This window comes from Pseudoalteromonas ulvae UL12 (assembly GCF_014925405.1).
GTDB lineage: Bacteria > Pseudomonadota > Gammaproteobacteria > Enterobacterales > Alteromonadaceae > Pseudoalteromonas > Pseudoalteromonas ulvae.
Genome location: NZ_AQHJ01000023.1, coordinates 431,353 through 449,461, shown reverse-complemented (window position 1 = coordinate 449,461; position 18,109 = coordinate 431,353). Strand labels below are relative to the sequence as shown.

Sequence of the window (18,109 nt, the reverse complement as noted above, 5' to 3'; positions counted from 1 at the left end):
CCCAAGCAGAGCAAGCCTCAACTGAAGCTGTGTATGTGGCCATGTCGGATTCTTTTGTTTGGGGGCACACCGCACGGGCAATTCGTTCTTGTTTAACCACTCATAGTATTAGTGGTTTTTTAAACGCCATTTTTCATTACCTTAGTGAATTAAATTTACTGGCGGCCATTGCTATCAACGAAAATAAGGGGCTAACTATTTGGGACAGCCCTGAAGATGCTGCCACAGGATTAGAGCAAGAAGTGATGTGCTTGGCGATGCAAAAAGGAGACAGAATTTTAAAAATTGGCCGGCGCTATTTTTTTCAAACAGAAAACATCAGCATGTTAATTAAAAACATCCCAGATGATGAGGTTAAACAAGGGCAACTGATTGATGTCCTCACCGCGTATGTTGAGTGTGCAGAGCATCATTTACTCAGTATTAATCAAAATATGGTCAAGCAGTTATATTTTTCAAAAGTCTCGGAGGCGCTTGATTTAGTTAAGTTCAGGATGCATGAATTTAACAAAGAAACAAACCATATTCAAAACCAGCAATCATGGTTGTTTTTTGAAGTATTTAATAAATTGCAATTAACAGATGATGAAGAAAAAAGCCTGACAGAAGTCACTGACTCGACATTGATGAAATTTGAAGAAATGGCGCTTGAGCACTTTAAAATAGTGCATGACTTAGAGGAGGTGATGGCACAATTTAAAAAACATGTTGGTTAAATCGGTGAGATGTTATGGCTCATTGATTATTTACCCTACGGGTTTTATGACACTTTTATGAATTTTAAATGTTCTCTATTTTCTCTTTGTTAAAAACACTGTAAGCTCGCTCTATATTTGCTTATACGTATACACAAATGATAGATACAATCGCTCATTTTTACAAAACATGCTCTGAGCCAGCACGACTTCGAATTTTAAATATTTTACTGTCTTATGATGCCGTCTGTGTCTGTGATGTCGTCACGACGCTGGATTTGTCGCAACCTTTAGTGAGTCGTCATTTAAGTTATTTAAAAAATGCTGGATTAGCTGAGGTGTTTAAACAAGGAAACTGGCGCTATTACGGCCTATCAAAACAGCTTACCCCCTTGCAAGTGGCTGCATTAAATGTGCTTAAACAGCAACTTGATATGGATCCTCAATGTATTGCAGATCGCAATCAATTTAACCCTAGTGTGTGTGGAGAATAAACAATGAAAGTCGCAATTAATGGTTTTGGCCGAATGGGCAAATTATTAACTCGCTTATTGATTGAGCAAGGTGAGCACCAGATCATGTACATCAATGATCCTAGCTGTGATGCAAAAACAGTTGCCCACTTGCTGGCGTTTGATTCGGTTCAAGGGCGTTTTTTAGATGAACAAATCGTGGCTGAGTCTGATGCCATTAATGTGTCAGGACAGCGTATCAGCACCCTACAAGAGAAAGATTTAAACGCGTTACCTATTGATGAGATTGATTTATTGATTGAGTGTTCAGGCTTATACCGCCAATCAGCATTATTTCAGCCTTTACTGGATAAAGGACTGGCGAAAGTCTTGGTATCATGTCCGGTCAAAGATTCGGGCGCTTTGAATATAGTCTACGGCGTGAATCATGAATTATATCAAGCCGATACTCATGCTGTTGTGACTGCCGCTTCGTGTACCACTAACTGCTTAGCTCCAGTCATTAAAGTGCTCAAAGAGACGGTTGGGATTAAACATGGCTCGATGACCACAATACATGATATTACCAATACCCAAACCATTGTTGATCGAGCGCACAAAGACTTGCGCCGAGCACGCGCTTGCGGTGAGTCATTGATCCCAACGAGCTCGGGCTCGACAACGGCGATTATGAGTATTTTTCCTGAGCTGCAAGGTAAGCTCGATGGACTTGCTGTGAGAGTGCCTTTATTGAGCGGCTCGTTGGTTGACTTAGTCATTGAAGCAGAGCGAGAAACAAGTGTGGCCGAAATTAATCAAGCTTTTGAAGCGGCCAAAGCGGGCTCATTGAAAGGCATCTTGGATATCGAACATCGTCCATTGGTTTCGGTTGATTTTGTGGGTGACCAACACAGTGCAATTGTTGATGGTTTATTGACCCAAGTTACCAATAAAACCCAAGTGAAAGTGTTGGCGTGGTACGACAACGAAATCAATTATGTCAGCAGAATGCGCGATATTGTTGATTTAATTGCACGCGGTTAAGTGATGACTCACTATGAATAAAGACGTAAAAGAATATGGGCTAGTGACCAGTGCTTACTGGGGCTTTACTTTAACTGATGGGGCACTACGGATGTTGGTGGTGCTGTATTTTCATCAGTTAGGTTACAGCCCCTTAGCTGTGGCATCGTTGTTTTTATTTTATGAATTCTTTGGCATTGTGACCAACTTGTTTGGTGGTTGGTTAGCTGCGCGATTTGGTCTAAAAAGCACGTTGTTTTCAGGCTTGTTTTTACAAATTGTGGCGCTGATTTTATTGGCACAGACGCAGTGGCTTGGTATCGCTTATGTGATGGCTTTGCAGGCGATTTCTGGCATAGCTAAAGATTTAAATAAAATGAGTGCCAAAACAGCTATCAAGCAGCTGGTGCCTGCAGATCAATCATCTCGGTTGTTTTATTGGATTAGTGTGTTGACGGGCTCTAAAAATGCACTAAAAGGTTTGGGGTTCTTTTTAGGGGGTTGGTTACTTCATGTGGTTGGGTACACAGGGGCGCTTTATTGCCTGGCTGGTGGACTGACATTATTGACCTTGTTAGTTGGCATGAACTTAACCCACACGCTGCAAGCTAAGCAATATAAAGCAAAATTCAGTGAGGTTTTTTCAACAAGCCCTGCAGTTAATTGGCTCTCTGGCGCACGCTGTTTTTTGTTTGCCGCGCGGGATGTATGGTTTGTGGTGGCTTTACCGGTATTTTTAACCTTAGAAGCAGGCTGGAGTAGTCAGCTTGTCGGGGCAATGATGGCAGCTTGGGTGATCATTTATGGCATGATGCAGTCATCGACTCCAAAATTACTCGGTTTTGCTGATCATGCACCAACAGGACAACATGCATTGTATGGAGCCATCGCCTTACTCTTGGTATTGGGTGCAATGATTTTGGCTGCGCAAGTTTTCTTTGATTGGCAAATGGTTGCATTAATGGGGTTGATGCTCTTTGCGGTGGTTTTTGCTGTTAATTCGGCTATTCATTCCTTCTTAATTGTTCATTATGCTCGCTCAGAAGGCGCATCAATGGATGTTGGCTTTTATTATATGGCCAATGCAGGCGGACGTTTGTTAGGCACTGTGTTATCAGGTTATTTGTATCAAGCCGCGGGATTCAGTGCGACGATTTACGCCAGCTTTGTTTTGGTGTTAGTTTGTGTATTCATCAGTGTTAATTTACCTAAAAGTGCCATGAGTCAAGGCACGGATTAATTGCATGCTTTGTTTTTCTTCATCAGCTAAATAGTTGGGTGAGCGACTATTTAGCGCTACAATGGCGTATCTTTTTTGTTGGTAAAGTTATTTTTTCGTGCTTCCTGTTCAGACTATTTACGCCGACCTTGTTGATCAACTCCATTCACAGCCTGTCACTTTATTGCAAGCGCCACCGGGTGCTGGAAAATCTACTTGGCTGCCGCTACAGCTTGTAAGAGACAAACACTTCAAGCGGATCATTATGTTAGAACCAAGGCGGTTAGCGGCACGCAATATCGCGCATTTTTTGGCGAGTTGCCAGCAAGAACCCCTAGGGCAAAGTATTGGTTTACGCATACGCAATGAGCAATACGTCAGTGCACAGACTCAGCTAGAGATTGTCACCGAAGGGGTGCTCACTCGCATGCTGCAACAAGATCCTGAACTAAGTGGTGTGGATTGCCTGATTTTTGATGAATTTCATGAGCGCTCTTTGGCCGCTGATACCGCGCTTGCGTTTGCGCTTGAGAGTCAAGCTGCGCTGCGCGATGATCTGACAATATTAATAATGTCAGCAACACTGGATGCGGATCATATTGCTGAGCAATTAAATTGTCAGCTTATTCAAAGTGAGGGGCGCAGTTATCCAATCGTTGAGCGGTATGTAGCCCTTAAAGATGAAAGTAACTGGCTTTTTGAAATGCCTGCAATAATCAAGCAAGCGATTTCAGAAGAGTCTGGCAGTTGTTTGGTGTTTTTACCCGGCCAAAGAGAAATAACTTACTTAAATCAGCAGTTGATGGATCTTCCTCCAGATATTGAAGTCTTTACGTTATTTGGCGATCAAAATAAGCGCGAGCAGCAAGCGGCGATTGCGCCCGCCCCCTCAGGTAAACGAAAAGTAGTATTAACAACCAATGTTGCAGAAACCAGTTTAACCATAGAAGGTATTCGCATCGTAATCGATAGCGGTCGAAAACGCGCGGCTCAATTTAATATTAAAACCGGAGTGACTGAGCTGGTTACGGCGCAGATCTCCCGCTCATCAGCAGTACAACGTGCTGGTCGAGCTGGACGGTTAGAGCCTGGGGTCGTCTATCGATTGGGTTCTTTGGCGCAATTTGAGCGCCGAGATGCCCATGATAAACCTGAAATATTAAGCAGTGATATCAGCCAGCTTTTGCTTGAGGCATCGCTTTGGGGGTGTGACATCGCAGAGCTGACGTTACTCGATTCGCCCTCGCTGATTGCCCAGCAGCAAGCATGGCAAGTACTTATCATGCTAGAAGCTGTTGATGAACAACATAAAATTACGCCGTTTGGTCGTCAAATGTTGAGCTTTGGTACGGATTTGCGATTAGCGCATATGTTACTTAAGGCGCAAGCCTTACAAGCAGAAGAGCCACAGTTATTACCATTAGCAATCTATTTAGTGGCGTTATTAGAGTCCCGAGTGAGTAAACATCCGGATCTCGCCTTTGCGTTACAAAATAAGCACTATTTAACGCACCCTCAGTTTAAATTGAGTTTAAAAATGTGGCTTAAACGCTTCGGATTAAAGCCGAGTGAGTCACTGCAAACAGAAGATCTCGGTTTATTGGTTGCAATGGCGTTCCCAGATAGAATGGCAAAACGACGAGGGCAAGGATACCAATTGGCAAATGGTGCTGGTGCCGATGTTATTGAAGGTCATTGGCATAAAGATGAATATGTGGCGATTGCAGAGCTTGGCGGTCATAAAGGGCAGCGAATTTTCAGTGCCGTACCTGTTGCAATCGGTCAGCTACAGACATATTTACCGCATTTATTTCAGCGCTGTGATGTGTGTGAGTTTGATGAAAAAGCGCAACGATTTATCGCAGAAAGTCGCTTAATGCTTGGCGCGCTTGTGATCGAGCGAAAAGACAATAAAACGAATCTTGATGAGTCACTTCGCACCCAAGCTTGGCTCAATTTAGTTGCCAAACACGGCCTTAACTTATTTGCTGAGTATTCCAATTGCCAGCAGCTTTTGATTCGAATGGAATTAGCCGCAAAATATTTTCCTGATTCATTCTCACAATGTTCTGATGCGTATTTAACACGTCATTTATCTGTGTGGCTGGCTCCATATTTGGCCAATATTTCGACTTTTGCACAGTTAAAAAAAATCGCGCTATTCGAAATTTTGAGCAATATGTTGGACTGGGAAAGCCAACATCAACTTAAACAACTTTTTCCGACTAAGGTGAAGGTGCCAAGCGGTTCTACAATTGGCTTGGAGTATCAACTTGATGGACCTGCTACTTTATCAGTGCGGATGCAAGAGGTGTATGGTTGGATGCAAAGCCCGGAGATTGCCAAAGGAAAAGTGCCGGTATTAATGGCGCTGTTATCACCTGGGGGTCGCCCACTACAGTTAACTCAAAATTTAGCCGGGTTTTGGCAAGGCAGCTACAAAGAGGTGCAAAAAGAAATGAAAGGGCGTTATCCAAAACATTTTTGGCCAGATGATCCTGCTACTAGTGTGGCAACAAATCGGGTTAAAAGTCGTATGTAAATGCGCCCTATTGAAACCTGATTAACTACCTAATTTTATAGCCGGATGGTGATGTAATGCCCACTGCCATTGCTGTTCATAATGCAACATGTCTTGATGGCGTTTTGAGTGTGTGTGGGCAGTTTGCTCATCTGTTGTCGATAAATGCTTCACTCTACACAGTGGGCAGCCTGATTGATAATTGATGGGCAATTCTAGGTCACTTTTGATTGAATGCTCTGGGTAGGTGCTAAAAAAGTAACTCCATCCTTGTGTATCTTTGACGTGTTTATCACGATCAACATTTCTGATTTGATAACCTGGAAATTGGTTAATCTCAAATTGCTTTTTGCCAATATAATAGATGCCACTTTGTTGGGTCAATGTAGTGTCAATTTGCCAGTGCAAATAAGGTTTAACATCTTTTGAGGTGATCACCGCTAGGTTGGCTCCATCAGGATCCAAAAATTGCGAAAAACAATGTGTTAAATATTGTCTGAGCAGTATGCGATTGAGGGTGTTGACACTTATATGTTGGCAATAACGCTGATAATCACTCGCATCGGTAAAATTAGGCACAAGTGGGAATTGGAAAATCACCAAATCAAATTGATAGTTGTTGATTTCCCCCCAACTTGTAGGATCGGTGATATCAAACCCAGTGCACACATTTACTGATTGCTGTTGTAAAAATGCGAGTTGGTTATGACGATACTTAGCGCACAGTTCGTCTGCGCTATCGAGAACCGTTGCGCTAAGGTGCGCGGGTTTTTGGTGTTGCCATACTGAGGCAGAAAAAGATAAGTCACCATCACCGATAGTTAAAATACGCCAAGCAGGATTAATTATCATGTACGTCTAACGCTAAAAAATGGGGGTGTATTTTTACATTTAATAGCGTTTGATTCTAGTTCCCGTTGTTGGTAGATCATCATAGAGATCAGGTTTGGTGAAAATGAATTCGCGACTCACTCGGGCTGTGACTTGTTTGCCATCAGTAATAGCGGGTTTAAATTGCCACTCTCTTACTGATTCTTTGATGGCTTTTCGAAAAGCCAGTGCGCCATTTTCAAATTCGAAATCATCCACATTCCCTTGTTTATCAACAGTAAAAGTCACTTGAACTGAAACTCGTTCTTTTCGTCTAAATCCTGCTCTGGGTGTATCAATCGGTAAAGAGTGAATTAATTCAGGAGCAGAATTAACCGTGACTGTCGACAATGATTGTGTGGCAGATAATTCATTTGTTTGCTGTGGCTTGGCAATCTCTGTTTGAGATGTTTTTTTAGCGGCCGCCGCACTTTGCTGTTTTGTGTTCGCTAGCGTTGGCGTTGCTGAAAAAGCATCCGGTTCACTTGTATTGTGTTGGATAGTAGTTGTTGTTTCTTGTGGCTGAGTAGTTTCTTCTGCGTGAGAAATTAGGGCGCCAGTTGTTGGTTTTTCTTGTTCAGCTTTTTTGGGTTTGGCTGTAAGTGCGACGGTGCCGTGCTCAATTGGACTCGTTGCTTTTGTCGCTAAACTGGCAGTAGGCTTAACTGCCGGGCTTTTAGCGCTAATAGCAGATGGCTTTGACAAAGCGTTCGGAGTTTTAATTGTCACGGGAGTGTCTATAGGCGATGTTGTTGGCTCTGACTGAGAGTGACTGATTTGTATTTTTTGTGGTGGAGAAGTCGGCGCTATGGTTGGTGTCGAGATGAGTGCCGTCGTTGCTGATGAAGAGGTTGCTGTAAGTTCAAGAACATCAGAGAGTGACTCAATTTGACTCTCAAGTGTGTCTGTGTTCGTCATCGGATCGGTAAGAGGGGTTGTATTAGCCTTTGGTTTATCATTTTGAGTTTTGCCATTTAGAGCTTTGTCATTCACTGTGTGTTCGTGGCTTTTTTGATTATAAAAAGCACTGCTTAATAAAGACAAAACCACGACTGCAACAAGGGCATCACTTTTAAAAGTGTTTTTTGGAGTGCATTGATGATCAATCACTCTAAAAATGCGATTTTTTAAGTCACCACCTGAAGCCGCCATCGCTAAAGTGGGAATGTGATGAGGTCTGAGCATTTCCGCTTGAGTCAAAGTATTGGCGTAGGCAAGTGGGTTATCACAACATGACAGCGCCACATCGTCGCAGCAATATTCTCGTTCGGCCCTCACTTGCTTCGAAATCCAATGCACTGCAGGGTGAAAGAAAAAGATCACTTCAACAAGGGTTTGCAAAAAATTCACTAAGTAGTCATAGCGTTTAATATGTGCAATTTCATGAGCTAAGAGCATCTCTACTTGATGAATACTCAATCCTGAACTCATAGAAAGAGGAAGTAGCACAACGGGCTTGATCCAGCCAATGACCATGGGTACTTCCGCAGACATAGAAATGAGCAAACGACTATGTTTATTTGCATTAAAGCGTTGGATTAGTTTGTAAAATAGCTGCTGTAACTCAACACTGGGTGCGATGGTGTTTTGCTTTGGGAGCTGATAAGTACGATACATTTGTGTCAGCAAGGTAAGGCTGAAAAAACACACGCCGATTAGCCAAAATAAAGATAACAGTGGGGCGTAATCCAGCCACTGAGTTAATGGGGTATTTACATAGTTTGAAGGGATTAGAGATGATTGCGCTTCAGATACCGTTATGCTTTGCACATCCACTAGCTCGTTTACTTGCATCTGTGATTCAGTGACTAAGTAGGTGGCTAGAGGGCTAAGTAAGCAAAGTACCAGTGCTGATAAACTGAGGCCGTAGCGTAGTTTTGAATAACGATTATTAATCAGTTTAAGACTTGCAAACACCAACACTGCAATTACACAGGCTTGCCATAAAAAATGAATTAATGGCCAAGCGAGTAATTGAAAAAAGCGATTATCTAAGACATACGTTAATACTTCCATGTTGATGTCCCTTTATTTTTTTTCTTCTAATGAATCAAGCAGTTTACGAATTTCATTAATTTCGTCTTTACTTGCACTTTCGCCGAGCGCGCGTTGTACGAGATTAAACTTTGAGCCTCCAAACGCTTTACTCAGTAAATCTTTAACGATAGAGCTTTGCGTTTGTGTTTGCGAGTCGTGGGCTTTATACAGGTGAGCTCGCTGACTTTCATCACGAGAGACCAAGCCTTTCTCGTGCATTATTTGCAGCATTTTTAGCACCGTGGTATAGCCAGACGTTTGTGTTTTGGACAAACATTCATGTACCTGCTTGACTGTTGCAGGTTGGATTTTCCAAAGAATATTTAGCAAATTTAACTCTGTCGTTGTTGGTACTGGCTTTAGCTTGCTCATATCGCTGTTTGTTCCTCAGCACGGCATGTGCTTGTTTTAGATACACTATCATACGAACTTGTTCGTAATCAATAACAAAAAAGGTTAACACAAGATCCCGGTCATGTTTTGTTTATAACGGCGAGATAAATTAAGAGATTCACCGTTTTTTAAGGTTAATAAATAATCGCCATTTTCGGTGGGTTTGAGCTCTTTTATGCTCCGTCTTTTGACTAAGGTCGAGCGATGAATGCGAACAAACCCATGGATAGCCATGCGGTTGAGCATCGAAGAAAGCGTTTCGCGATGCAACACAGGTCGAGTTTCTTGCCCTAAATGGAGTTCAACATAATTACCTGCACCTGCAATCCACTCAATGTCATTCGTATCAATAATACGAATTCTGCCTGATTCTTTGACAATAATTTGTTCTGTTTCTAATCCATAGTGTTTTACTTGTTGTAGCAAAGATTGCATTTGCTTTAAATGATTGAGATAGAGGGGCTCACTGGTTTTGGCAAATTTATTGAACATAGTGGTCACGCGCGCTTTTGTTAACGGCGTTGGCATTAGATCTATCGTATTAAACTCGAATGCTTGCGCTGCAAATTCAGTGGAATTAGAGGTAAAGGCTAATTTTGTATGAATGGGCAAGTGTTTGAGACGGTCGGTTGCTGATAATTGTTCAAACAACGTGTCGCTTATCACCAAAAGATCAACCTGAATGTTGCTACATAAATCAATTATTTCGTCAGTATGGTGTGTAACACAGGCGAGTTCAAAGCGTAGGTCGTCATTTATGCAGTCATTAATTAGGTTAACTTGTTTATTCGATGCACTTGCAATTATTACTGTAAACTTTGACATCATCTTCTCCTTAGATTCGTAGTGTTATTTTTATATACGAAGTTGCTCGTAGTTAATATACGATATCTTTCGTATATTGCAACAAAAAAGGAACGAGATTTTATTTTAGATGCTATGTGGTTGTTACTTTTTGGTCAGTTTGGATAACCAAAGTGATAAGACTTGATAAATATCATCTAGTTGGAGTGGTTTGCTGATGTAATCATTCATCCCGCAAGCGAGGCACGCCTCTTTGTCGCCTTTCATTGCATTAGCGGTCATTGCGATTATTGGGATGGCGCTGTAATAGGCGCCGACATCACCTGCACGAATGAGTTCAGTTGTTTGATAGCCGTCAAGTTCAGGCATTTGGCAGTCCATCAAAATTAATGTGTAAGGATGATGAACATCGCATTGTTTGAGTATGTCTAATGCCTCAAGCCCATTTTGAGCAATATCTACTTCAAGAGAGAGCTCACTGAGCATTTTTGTGGCGACAATCTGATTGACTTTATTATCTTCGACTAACAAAATTTTATGTTCTGAATGATTTTGGCGATATGTTTGTTCTTCTTGAGTGTGTTGAGGTTGCTCTTCACTGAGTGGTAACGCAATTTGAAATTCAAAACAACTGCCTTGTTCTGGCTCACTAATGGCTGTAATTCCTCCGCCCATTAATTCACAAAGTCGTTTCACAATGGATAAACCAAGCCCTGTACCACCATATTGGCGAGTAGTAGAACTATCTGCTTGGCTAAAAGGTTGAAATAATTTACTGAGTTGATGTTGTGTCATGCCAATACCTGAATCAGTAATGCGGCAATGTAAATAAGCTGGCTCAACTTCTTGATTTAATTGTGCTTGAAAAACAACGCTCCCTTTATGAGTGAATTTTACAGCGTTGCTTAATAAATTAATGATGACTTGACGTAATCGAGTTGGGTCTCCTTTTACAAAACAATCACATGAAGGGTCAATGGTTTGCTCAAAACTCAATTGCTTTTCGTTGGCTTGCGGACTTAATAAAGCAAGGATGGAATTGAGTTCTTTTTTGAGGTGAAAGGGGGTGTGCTCTAACTCTAATTTACCTGATTCAATTTTTGAAAAGTCTAAAATACTATTAATGATATTCATTAAAGAGTCCGCACTTTTAAGTGCTAAGGAAATATTATCAAAGTGCTCAGGGCTCAGTGTCGCTTGGCGTTGAACAATCCCTAGTAAACCTAAAATACCGTTCATCGGGGTTCGAATTTCATGGCTCATACAGGCTAAAAACTCTGACTTTGCTTTTTCGGATGACTCCGCAGCAAAGCGGGCTTCTTCTAGTTCTGTATTGGTATTTTCTAATTCATGTAGATAGTTAGTAATTCGATCGTTGCTTTGTTGAATTTCAGTAATATCTTCAATGCAAATGAAAAATCCTTTAACAGTGTTATCGCTGTCTTGATCTGGAATGAATGTGCATTTTACATATTTAAACTCTAAATCTTTATCGATGAATTCACAGTCAAAAAAACATTGCGATCCTGATAATGCGCGTAAATAAAAGGGTTCTAAGTCAGTACGGACATGATGATGCAATAATTGATCTATGGTTAAATCCGTGACGTCTTCGGTTGATTTTGCAATCCAAGATAAGAACCGTTTATTAATGAACTCTAAGCAGCGTGTGTTGTTAAAGTAAGCCAATAAAATAGGAATTTCATGAGTGATAGTATCGATATAGCGTCGAGACTCAGCCAGCTCTTGTTCTTGGGCATGTTGCGTATTGAGGCCATGATTATAAGCTTGGATAAACACGCCAAATTCATCAGTGCGATCTTTTAATTGTAAACGTTTGGAAATATCGTTACTGAGCTGGGTTAAAGGTGAGAAAAAATATCGCTTTTGAGTGAGGTAGGTCACAAAAAATATAATGAAAAAACCACACAGCACGATGATTAAATAACCACTTAACTCATAAAAAACAGTCTGCTGTTCAGTACTTAAATCATATTTTATAAACATGAAATAAGGGCGCTGGCGTTTGATTTCTGGGTCAATTAACATCATTTTAGCAATGTAAAAAAAGTGTTCGCCATCAATTTTTTTTGCATGGCTATTTGATTGATTAATTGCTTGAGTGATAAACGATGCTGTATTTGGTTTGAAAGCATCATCAATAGACGCTCGTTGATATTGGTGCTGGTTGTCTGCAATTATGCGCTTATCTTGCCCTCCAATTAGCGTAGCGCGAAGAATATGCTCGTTCGTAGCAATCGAACTCAATACGCGCATTGCCTGACTGGTCAAGGAGTTGCCTTGTAATGCTAAAGCGGTTGCTTGATATTGGTGTTTTAAAAACGCTTCAGTTTGGCTGTTGACGCGTCGTTTTGCTTCATTGATAAAAGCAACTGTTATGGCCGATAAAATAACCATAACCACGACAATATTAATCATCGTAAGTCTAAAAATAATCGAGTTACGATAAGGTGTCTTTTTTAGCATGGGTATTTATTAAAAGGTTTTCATGTTGATTATGTGCTCCGTATGAGCGCAATCAGAAGAGATTGAATTTACTTGAGTGAGGGTGTGACAAACTGATAGCGCCAATTCTGAAACCCGGTTGGTTTTGACGATTGCCCGTTGCTCTGACATGTCGAGGATTTTTAAATCATTGAGAGTATCCTCAAACTCTTCAATTGTGATGCCTTCACGTTGTGCCATGACTTGGTTGGCTTTATCAGGATGCTGCTTATGGTAGTCCAGCGCTAATGTCCATACGTGTTGCAGCTTAGCTTTTAAGTCAGGGTTGGCAATGAGTACAGTTTTAGAAATTGATACTACATCTAGTATTTCGCTTGGAATAGCAGCTGAACTGAAAATTTGTTGGTATTGAGGGTCAGCAAGCACTTTTAATGAATAGGGGGGGTAGCTGATGAACGCGTCAATTTCTTTTGAATTTAATGCATCAAGCCCTTGAGATTGTTCGACATGTTTGACTGAAACATCAGAAATACTGAGGTTGTATTTTTCGAGTGCTCGGGCTAAAAAATATAAACCTAAAGAATTCACTTCGCAGCCAATAGTGGCTCCTTTTAAATCATTAATGGAAGTAAAAGTCTTATTGGCCAAAATGACATCGCCACCGTTTGAATAATCAGCTAATAAAACAATTTCTACAGGCGGTGCACCGTGCGCTTCGACTTGAACCGCTTCTACCAAAGTGCTGGCAAATCCATCTACGTGACCATTTAAATATGCTCGTTGTCCATCGGCTAGGGTCGAAACTTGAATGATTTCGACTTGTAAGTTGGCTTTATTATACAAGTCTAGGTGTTGTGCAAGATAGAGGAATTCATATCCAGGCCATGGGTTAATTGCAATTTTAATGGGCTTTTTTTGTGGGTCACTACAACTAAATAAAAGTATTAAAGTCAGAAAGATAAAAACCGTACGAGCCATGACATATCCTTTCAAGCTTAATCAACACAAAGCATAGAGCACTTAATTAGAAAACTCTAGGGCGTGTTTATTTTTGCTGGTTGTTTTTAGCACGAGTTGTTAGTAGGTCAATATCTTGCTTTTATAGGGTGGGTTATTAGCGTATAAGCTGATAACCCGCACCTGATTTAAAACGGTTGTGGGTGGTGTTGTAAAATCTCCTTGATTGCCTCTAAACACGCTTCGCTCAGCGTAACCTCAAATGCAGTAATATTTTCTTGTAGCTGCTGTAAGGTTGTCGCGCCAATAATGGTTGAGCTAACGCCATTGACTTGCTTACACCATGCGAGTGCTAATTGTGCAGGGGTAAGCGCATGTTGTTTAGCAAGGTCAACGTAAGCCGCGACGGCTTGTTGTGATTGAGGTGTATCACGAAACAAACCATTTCGTTGTACCAGTGTCCAGCGGCTTCCTTCTGGGCGAGCGCCTTTGAGGTATTTGCCGGTTAAAGCGCCTCCTGCAAGCGCAGACCAAGGTAAATACGCGATGTCTTCATGGACGCACTGTTCAATCAGATATGGCCAGTCTTTGTTATGCAACAAACTAAACTCATTTTGAATAGAGACCATTTTAGGTAAATTGTGTTGTTGGGCAAGCTTGAGGTATTGGCTGATCCCCCATGGGGTTTCATTCGATAGGCCGCAATAGCGAATTTTACCTGCCTTCACACATTGATCCAGCGCATGCAAAATGTCGAGCATTTGCGTGGTTTGCTCATCGACGTCAATGTCTGAGAAATCAATCATGTTTGGCCAGTGCTTGGCAAAATGCGGTGAAGTCCGATTTGGCCAGTGTAGTTGATATAAATCGATATAATCAGTTTGTAAGCGCTTAAGGGATGCTTCGACAGCTGACTGCACGCTTTTTGCTGTCATAGGACTGCCTTCGCGTACCCAGTTGAGCCCAGGTCCTGCTATTTTGGTGGCGATTATCAAATCTTGGCGTTGTGATGGGTGGCGGCGGATCCAGTCACCAATGATGGCTTCTGTTTTTCCATAAGTCTCAGGACTTGGCGGCACCGCATACATTTCAGCGGTATCAATAAAGTTAATTTGTCGCTCAAGAGCATATTGAATTTGTTGATCAGCATCCTGCTGAGTGTTTTGTAATCCCCAGGTCATACTGCCTAAACAAATTTCAGAAACAGGGATATTACTAGAACCTAAGCGATTAAACTTCATTGCGGCACTCCTGTGTTTCACTGGTATAGCGATGAAGGATAGCGAGCAACTCATTCGACAGTGGTGCTTTTTTCCCTGTTTTGAAGTTAAACATCACCACTTGTGATGAACCAACCGTAGTCACGGCTTGTTGTGCTTGGCTCATTACAGTGTAATGCAACATAAAGCGGTCGGCTTTAATATCAGAAACGCTGACACCAACCAGCAGGGTGTCAGGGTAAGTCACGGGGCGTTTATAGCGAGCGTTATTTTCGCTGATCACAGGGCCTATCGCTGTTTTTTCTAACTCATCAAGCAAATTAAATTGGTTGAAAAAATCAAGGCGAGCAGTTTCAAAATAGCGAAAGTAAGCGACATTATTGACGTGCTGAAGGGCATCCATTTCACCCCATGCGACTTTTATTTCACTGTGAACAGGGTGTGTTTGTCGGAAGTTATCCATCGTTGTTTCTGCTTTAATATCAAAGATAAGCTCTAGACTAACAAGCTCATCTGGGCTTCTCAAGAGAAAATAAAAGCAAGATTATGATGCTTTGCGCTTTGCTAAACATCGAATACACGACTTTTAAAAAAGCACAGTCATGGCTTTGATAACAGTTTTTATAAATTGTTACACTTAGTCCATTGTGATTAGCCAGCTAATTACCGACAATTAACCAATAGACACAGTTAAGGAGAAAGAAATGAAAGTAGCCATGAAGTGGTTAATTCTGGTGGGCTTAATCACGATATCGTTAGTCTTTTATAGTGCTAGCTTTGCCGCTGGTGGTACTGTTTTCCTCATTTTAGGTGTGTTATTTGAAATGGCTTTTTGGTTTGGGTTGCTCAAGACTCAAAAATCAACAGCTAAACCATAACGTTTATTATCTATTCATCATGACGAGGGTTTAAGCAAATAAACGTTTCTGACCTTAAAAATACTGCATGACTTGTTAAAGCGCGATATGCTTAGCTCATACAAAGAGTTAGCGTTTCGTGCTAATTCACATGATGTGTTAAGAAACGAGTGTTATGACTGCCAAAGAGACGCCACCTGAAACAAAACCTGCAACGAAACGCCCCCGTTCGACAGCTAAAAAAAGCACCACAAAAGCAAAGAAACCATCAGGTAAAAATACAAACAACACTCGCAAAAAAAAGCAAACAGCTTCTGGAACTCGTAATATTAAAGCGCGTATTGTACAAAGCCTGTGGTCTATTTGCTGGAAAGGCGGGTTAACACTTAGCTTAGTCATTTGTCTTTATGTTATTTATTTGGATTCAAAAATTACTCGTCAATTTGAAGGGAATAAATGGCAATTACCAGCGCAAGTATATGCGCGAGCGATGCAATTTTATCCGGGGCAATACTTATCTATTCAAGAAGTCGTATGGGAACTTAACCGGCTAAATTACTCTCAGGTCAATCAGCTTTCTTCTACTGGGCAATATGTTGTTTCAGATAACCAAGTACGGATTTACCGCCGCGCATTTGAGTTTTTTGATGGCCCAGAAGCGCAACGGGTCTTTGAGTTAGCATTTAGCGCTAAAAAACTGCACAGTATTAAAGATGAAAAACAGCGTGATTTAGCTTATGCACGCCTTGAGCCGGTGCAAATTGCCCGTTTAAGTAATGCGACTGGTCAAGACCGCGAATTTGTCCCACTCGAGCGTATTCCAAATATGCTCAAAGATGCGTTGTTAGTGGTCGAAGATCAGGATTTTTATCATCATCATGGCGTGTCACCTTGGTCAATTTTAAGGGCACTGTATTCAAATATTTTAGCAGGGCGAACAGTTCAAGGTGGTAGCACGCTGACTCAGCAGCTAGCGAAGAACTTTTATTTGAGCCGAGAACGCTCCTACACACGTAAATTTAATGAAGCCTTAATTGCCTTAATTTTGGATTATCGTTATAGCAAAGACCAAATATTGGAAGCGTATTTGAATGAAGTATATCTTGGCCAAGCATATAACCAAGGAGTGCATGGGATTGAGCTAGCCAGTGACTTTTACTTTGCTAAGCCCGCTAATGAATTGGAATATCATCAAATCGCCTTACTTGTCGGAATTATTAAAGGGCCGTCTTTTTACAACCCTCGTCGTTACCCTGAGCGAGCGATGGCACGCCGCGACTTAGTGTTGAGACTGATGGCTGAAAATCAGTTGATCAGTCCAAGAGAGTTCCAACTTGCTCTGAATCGTCCATTAGGCATTGAAGACATGGGTAAAAGTGCCAAAGTTGCCCACCCTGGTTTTTTAGACTTAGTGAGCCGTGAGTTAAATGAGTTATTGGAATCTAAAGATACACTCGATGCAGGTGTGCGAGTATTCACATACTTTGATTTGCAAAAACAAACCGCAATGGAAGAAGCTGTTTCAAAAGGGTTGCCTATCCTTGAGCGCCATAAAAAAGCCGATCAGCTTCAAGCAGCTATGGTGTCGGTGAATATTCAATCGGGTGGTGTCAGTGCGTTAGTGGGAGGGCGAGATACACAGTTATCTGGCTTTAATCGTGTGTTAGATTCACAGCGTAATATTGGCTCATTAGTGAAACCTGCGGTTTATTTAACTGGGTTGTCATCAACAGAGTATCACTTAGGGACTTTATTAGAGGATGTGCCGATTTCGATGGTGGATGATCAAGGTAATCGTTGGAAACCAGAAAACTTTGATCATCAGTTCCGTGGGGCATTGCCTCTGTATCAAGCTTTTAGCCAAAGTATAAACTTACCTGCGGTGCGACTTGGTTTAGATGTGGGAATTGACAATGTTGCTCAAACTATTGAGCAGCTGGGGATCGAGGGGGCGATTAATCCGTATCCGTCTTTATTGCTTGGCGCACTTGAGCTATCGAGTTTTGAGGTCGCACAAATGTACACCACCATAGCGCAAGATGGCCGTTATCAAAAGCTTACATCCATTGCTGCGATTACGGATGCTGTTGGCGCAGTGATTTATCAACACCGACCGCGCAAAGAGCGACGCTTTAAAGAAGATGCCGTTTACTTAACAAAATATGCGATGAAAAAAGTCACTTATGAAGGGACGGCTAAAAAACTCAAACAGTATTTTCCTACGATTCAATTTGCAGGTAAAACAGGAACCAGCAACGACTTACGCGACAGCTGGTATGCGGGCTTTGATCACAATACGGTCACAGTGTCGTGGTTAGGCCGTGATGACAATAAATCGACGGGGTTAACTGGCGGCCAAGGGGCGCTTGAATTGTATATTCGGTATTTAAAACAACTCAATCCTGAATCTATTGCGGATACGCGGCCAGAAGATATTAAATGGGCATTTGTGTCTGAGCAGACTGGACGCCAAGCGCCTCCAGGATGTGGGACTGTGATTAAACTCCCGGTGCGCGCTTCTGAATTTCAGCAGCGACCTGTATGTAATTAAGTTTATTTAACTTGAGCTTAAGTTATCTAAAGTGACTGTTGATT

The 18,109-nt window shown here is 41.6% G+C and carries 15 protein-coding genes; 7 read left to right on the top strand and 8 right to left on the bottom strand.

Annotated features, from left to right (window positions below; genetic code table 11):
* The first annotated feature begins 41 nt into the window (after positions 1–41).
* The 5 genes from PULV_RS05585 (at position 42) to hrpB (ending at position 5,931) form a co-directional block, all read left to right on the top strand.
* Positions 42–716, top strand: coding sequence for a hypothetical protein (locus tag PULV_RS05585; protein ID WP_193331116.1), 675 nt, complete (start codon positions 42–44; stop codon positions 714–716).
* A gap of 137 nt (positions 717–853) precedes the next feature.
* Entirely contained in the window at positions 854–1,189 is a 336-nt protein-coding gene (locus PULV_RS05580) for an ArsR/SmtB family transcription factor (protein ID WP_086742525.1), read from the top strand.
* 3 nt (positions 1,190–1,192) lie between these two features.
* On the top strand, positions 1,193–2,191 hold the full coding sequence (locus PULV_RS05575) for an ArsJ-associated glyceraldehyde-3-phosphate dehydrogenase (RefSeq protein WP_086742526.1): 999 nt from the start codon (positions 1,193–1,195) through the stop codon (positions 2,189–2,191).
* A 13-nt stretch (positions 2,192–2,204) separates the two neighbouring features.
* On the top strand, positions 2,205–3,410 hold the full coding sequence (gene arsJ, locus PULV_RS05570) for an organoarsenical effux MFS transporter ArsJ (RefSeq protein WP_086742527.1): 1,206 nt from the start codon (positions 2,205–2,207) through the stop codon (positions 3,408–3,410).
* Between the two features lie 97 nt (positions 3,411–3,507).
* Positions 3,508–5,931, top strand: a complete 2,424-nt coding sequence (hrpB, locus tag PULV_RS05565) for an ATP-dependent helicase HrpB (protein ID WP_193331115.1) — start codon at positions 3,508–3,510, stop codon at positions 5,929–5,931.
* A gap of 21 nt (positions 5,932–5,952) precedes the next feature.
* Here the strand turns inward: hrpB and PULV_RS05560 are convergent, their stop codons facing one another.
* The 8 genes from PULV_RS05560 to PULV_RS05525 all read right to left on the bottom strand — a co-directional run bounded on the left by PULV_RS05560 (position 5,953) and on the right by PULV_RS05525 (position 15,120).
* Complete coding sequence (locus PULV_RS05560; protein ID WP_086742529.1) at positions 5,953–6,762, bottom strand: class I SAM-dependent methyltransferase; 810 nt, start codon at positions 6,760–6,762, stop codon at positions 5,953–5,955.
* 39 nt (positions 6,763–6,801) lie between these two features.
* Entirely contained in the window at positions 6,802–8,796 is a 1,995-nt protein-coding gene (locus tag PULV_RS05555; protein ID WP_086742530.1) for a M56 family metallopeptidase, read from the bottom strand.
* A gap of 12 nt (positions 8,797–8,808) precedes the next feature.
* Positions 8,809–9,189 carry a BlaI/MecI/CopY family transcriptional regulator gene (locus PULV_RS05550; protein WP_086742531.1) on the bottom strand — a complete coding sequence of 127 codons (381 nt, stop codon included), beginning with the start codon at positions 9,187–9,189 and terminating at the stop codon, positions 8,809–8,811.
* Between the two features lie 84 nt (positions 9,190–9,273).
* Positions 9,274–10,035, bottom strand: coding sequence for a LytR/AlgR family response regulator transcription factor (locus tag PULV_RS21905; protein ID WP_227009360.1), 762 nt, complete (start codon positions 10,033–10,035; stop codon positions 9,274–9,276).
* A 123-nt stretch (positions 10,036–10,158) separates the two neighbouring features.
* The gene (locus PULV_RS05540) at positions 10,159–12,453 is read right to left on the bottom strand and encodes an ATP-binding protein (protein WP_176365110.1); all 2,295 of its coding nucleotides are present in this window, start codon (positions 12,451–12,453) and stop codon (positions 10,159–10,161) included.
* A gap of 57 nt (positions 12,454–12,510) precedes the next feature.
* Complete coding sequence (locus PULV_RS05535; RefSeq protein WP_193331114.1) at positions 12,511–13,458, bottom strand: ABC transporter substrate-binding protein; 948 nt, start codon at positions 13,456–13,458, stop codon at positions 12,511–12,513.
* Between the two features lie 167 nt (positions 13,459–13,625).
* Complete coding sequence (locus tag PULV_RS05530; protein WP_086742534.1) at positions 13,626–14,678, bottom strand: aldo/keto reductase; 1,053 nt, start codon at positions 14,676–14,678, stop codon at positions 13,626–13,628.
* Entirely contained in the window at positions 14,668–15,120 is a 453-nt protein-coding gene (locus PULV_RS05525; RefSeq protein ID WP_086743189.1) for an acyl-CoA thioesterase, read from the bottom strand. Before PULV_RS05525 ends, PULV_RS05530 begins: the two co-directional genes overlap by 11 nt.
* 241 nt (positions 15,121–15,361) lie before the next feature.
* On the opposite strand from PULV_RS05525, the gene PULV_RS05520 reads away from it, so the two are divergent.
* A complete protein-coding gene (locus PULV_RS05520) occupies positions 15,362–15,535 on the top strand; it encodes a hypothetical protein (RefSeq protein WP_176365111.1) in 174 nt (57 codons plus the stop codon).
* 154 nt (positions 15,536–15,689) lie between these two features.
* On the top strand, positions 15,690–18,065 hold the full coding sequence (gene mrcB / locus PULV_RS05515; RefSeq protein ID WP_193331113.1) for a penicillin-binding protein 1B: 2,376 nt from the start codon (positions 15,690–15,692) through the stop codon (positions 18,063–18,065).
* Positions 18,066–18,109: the final 44 nt, after the last annotated feature.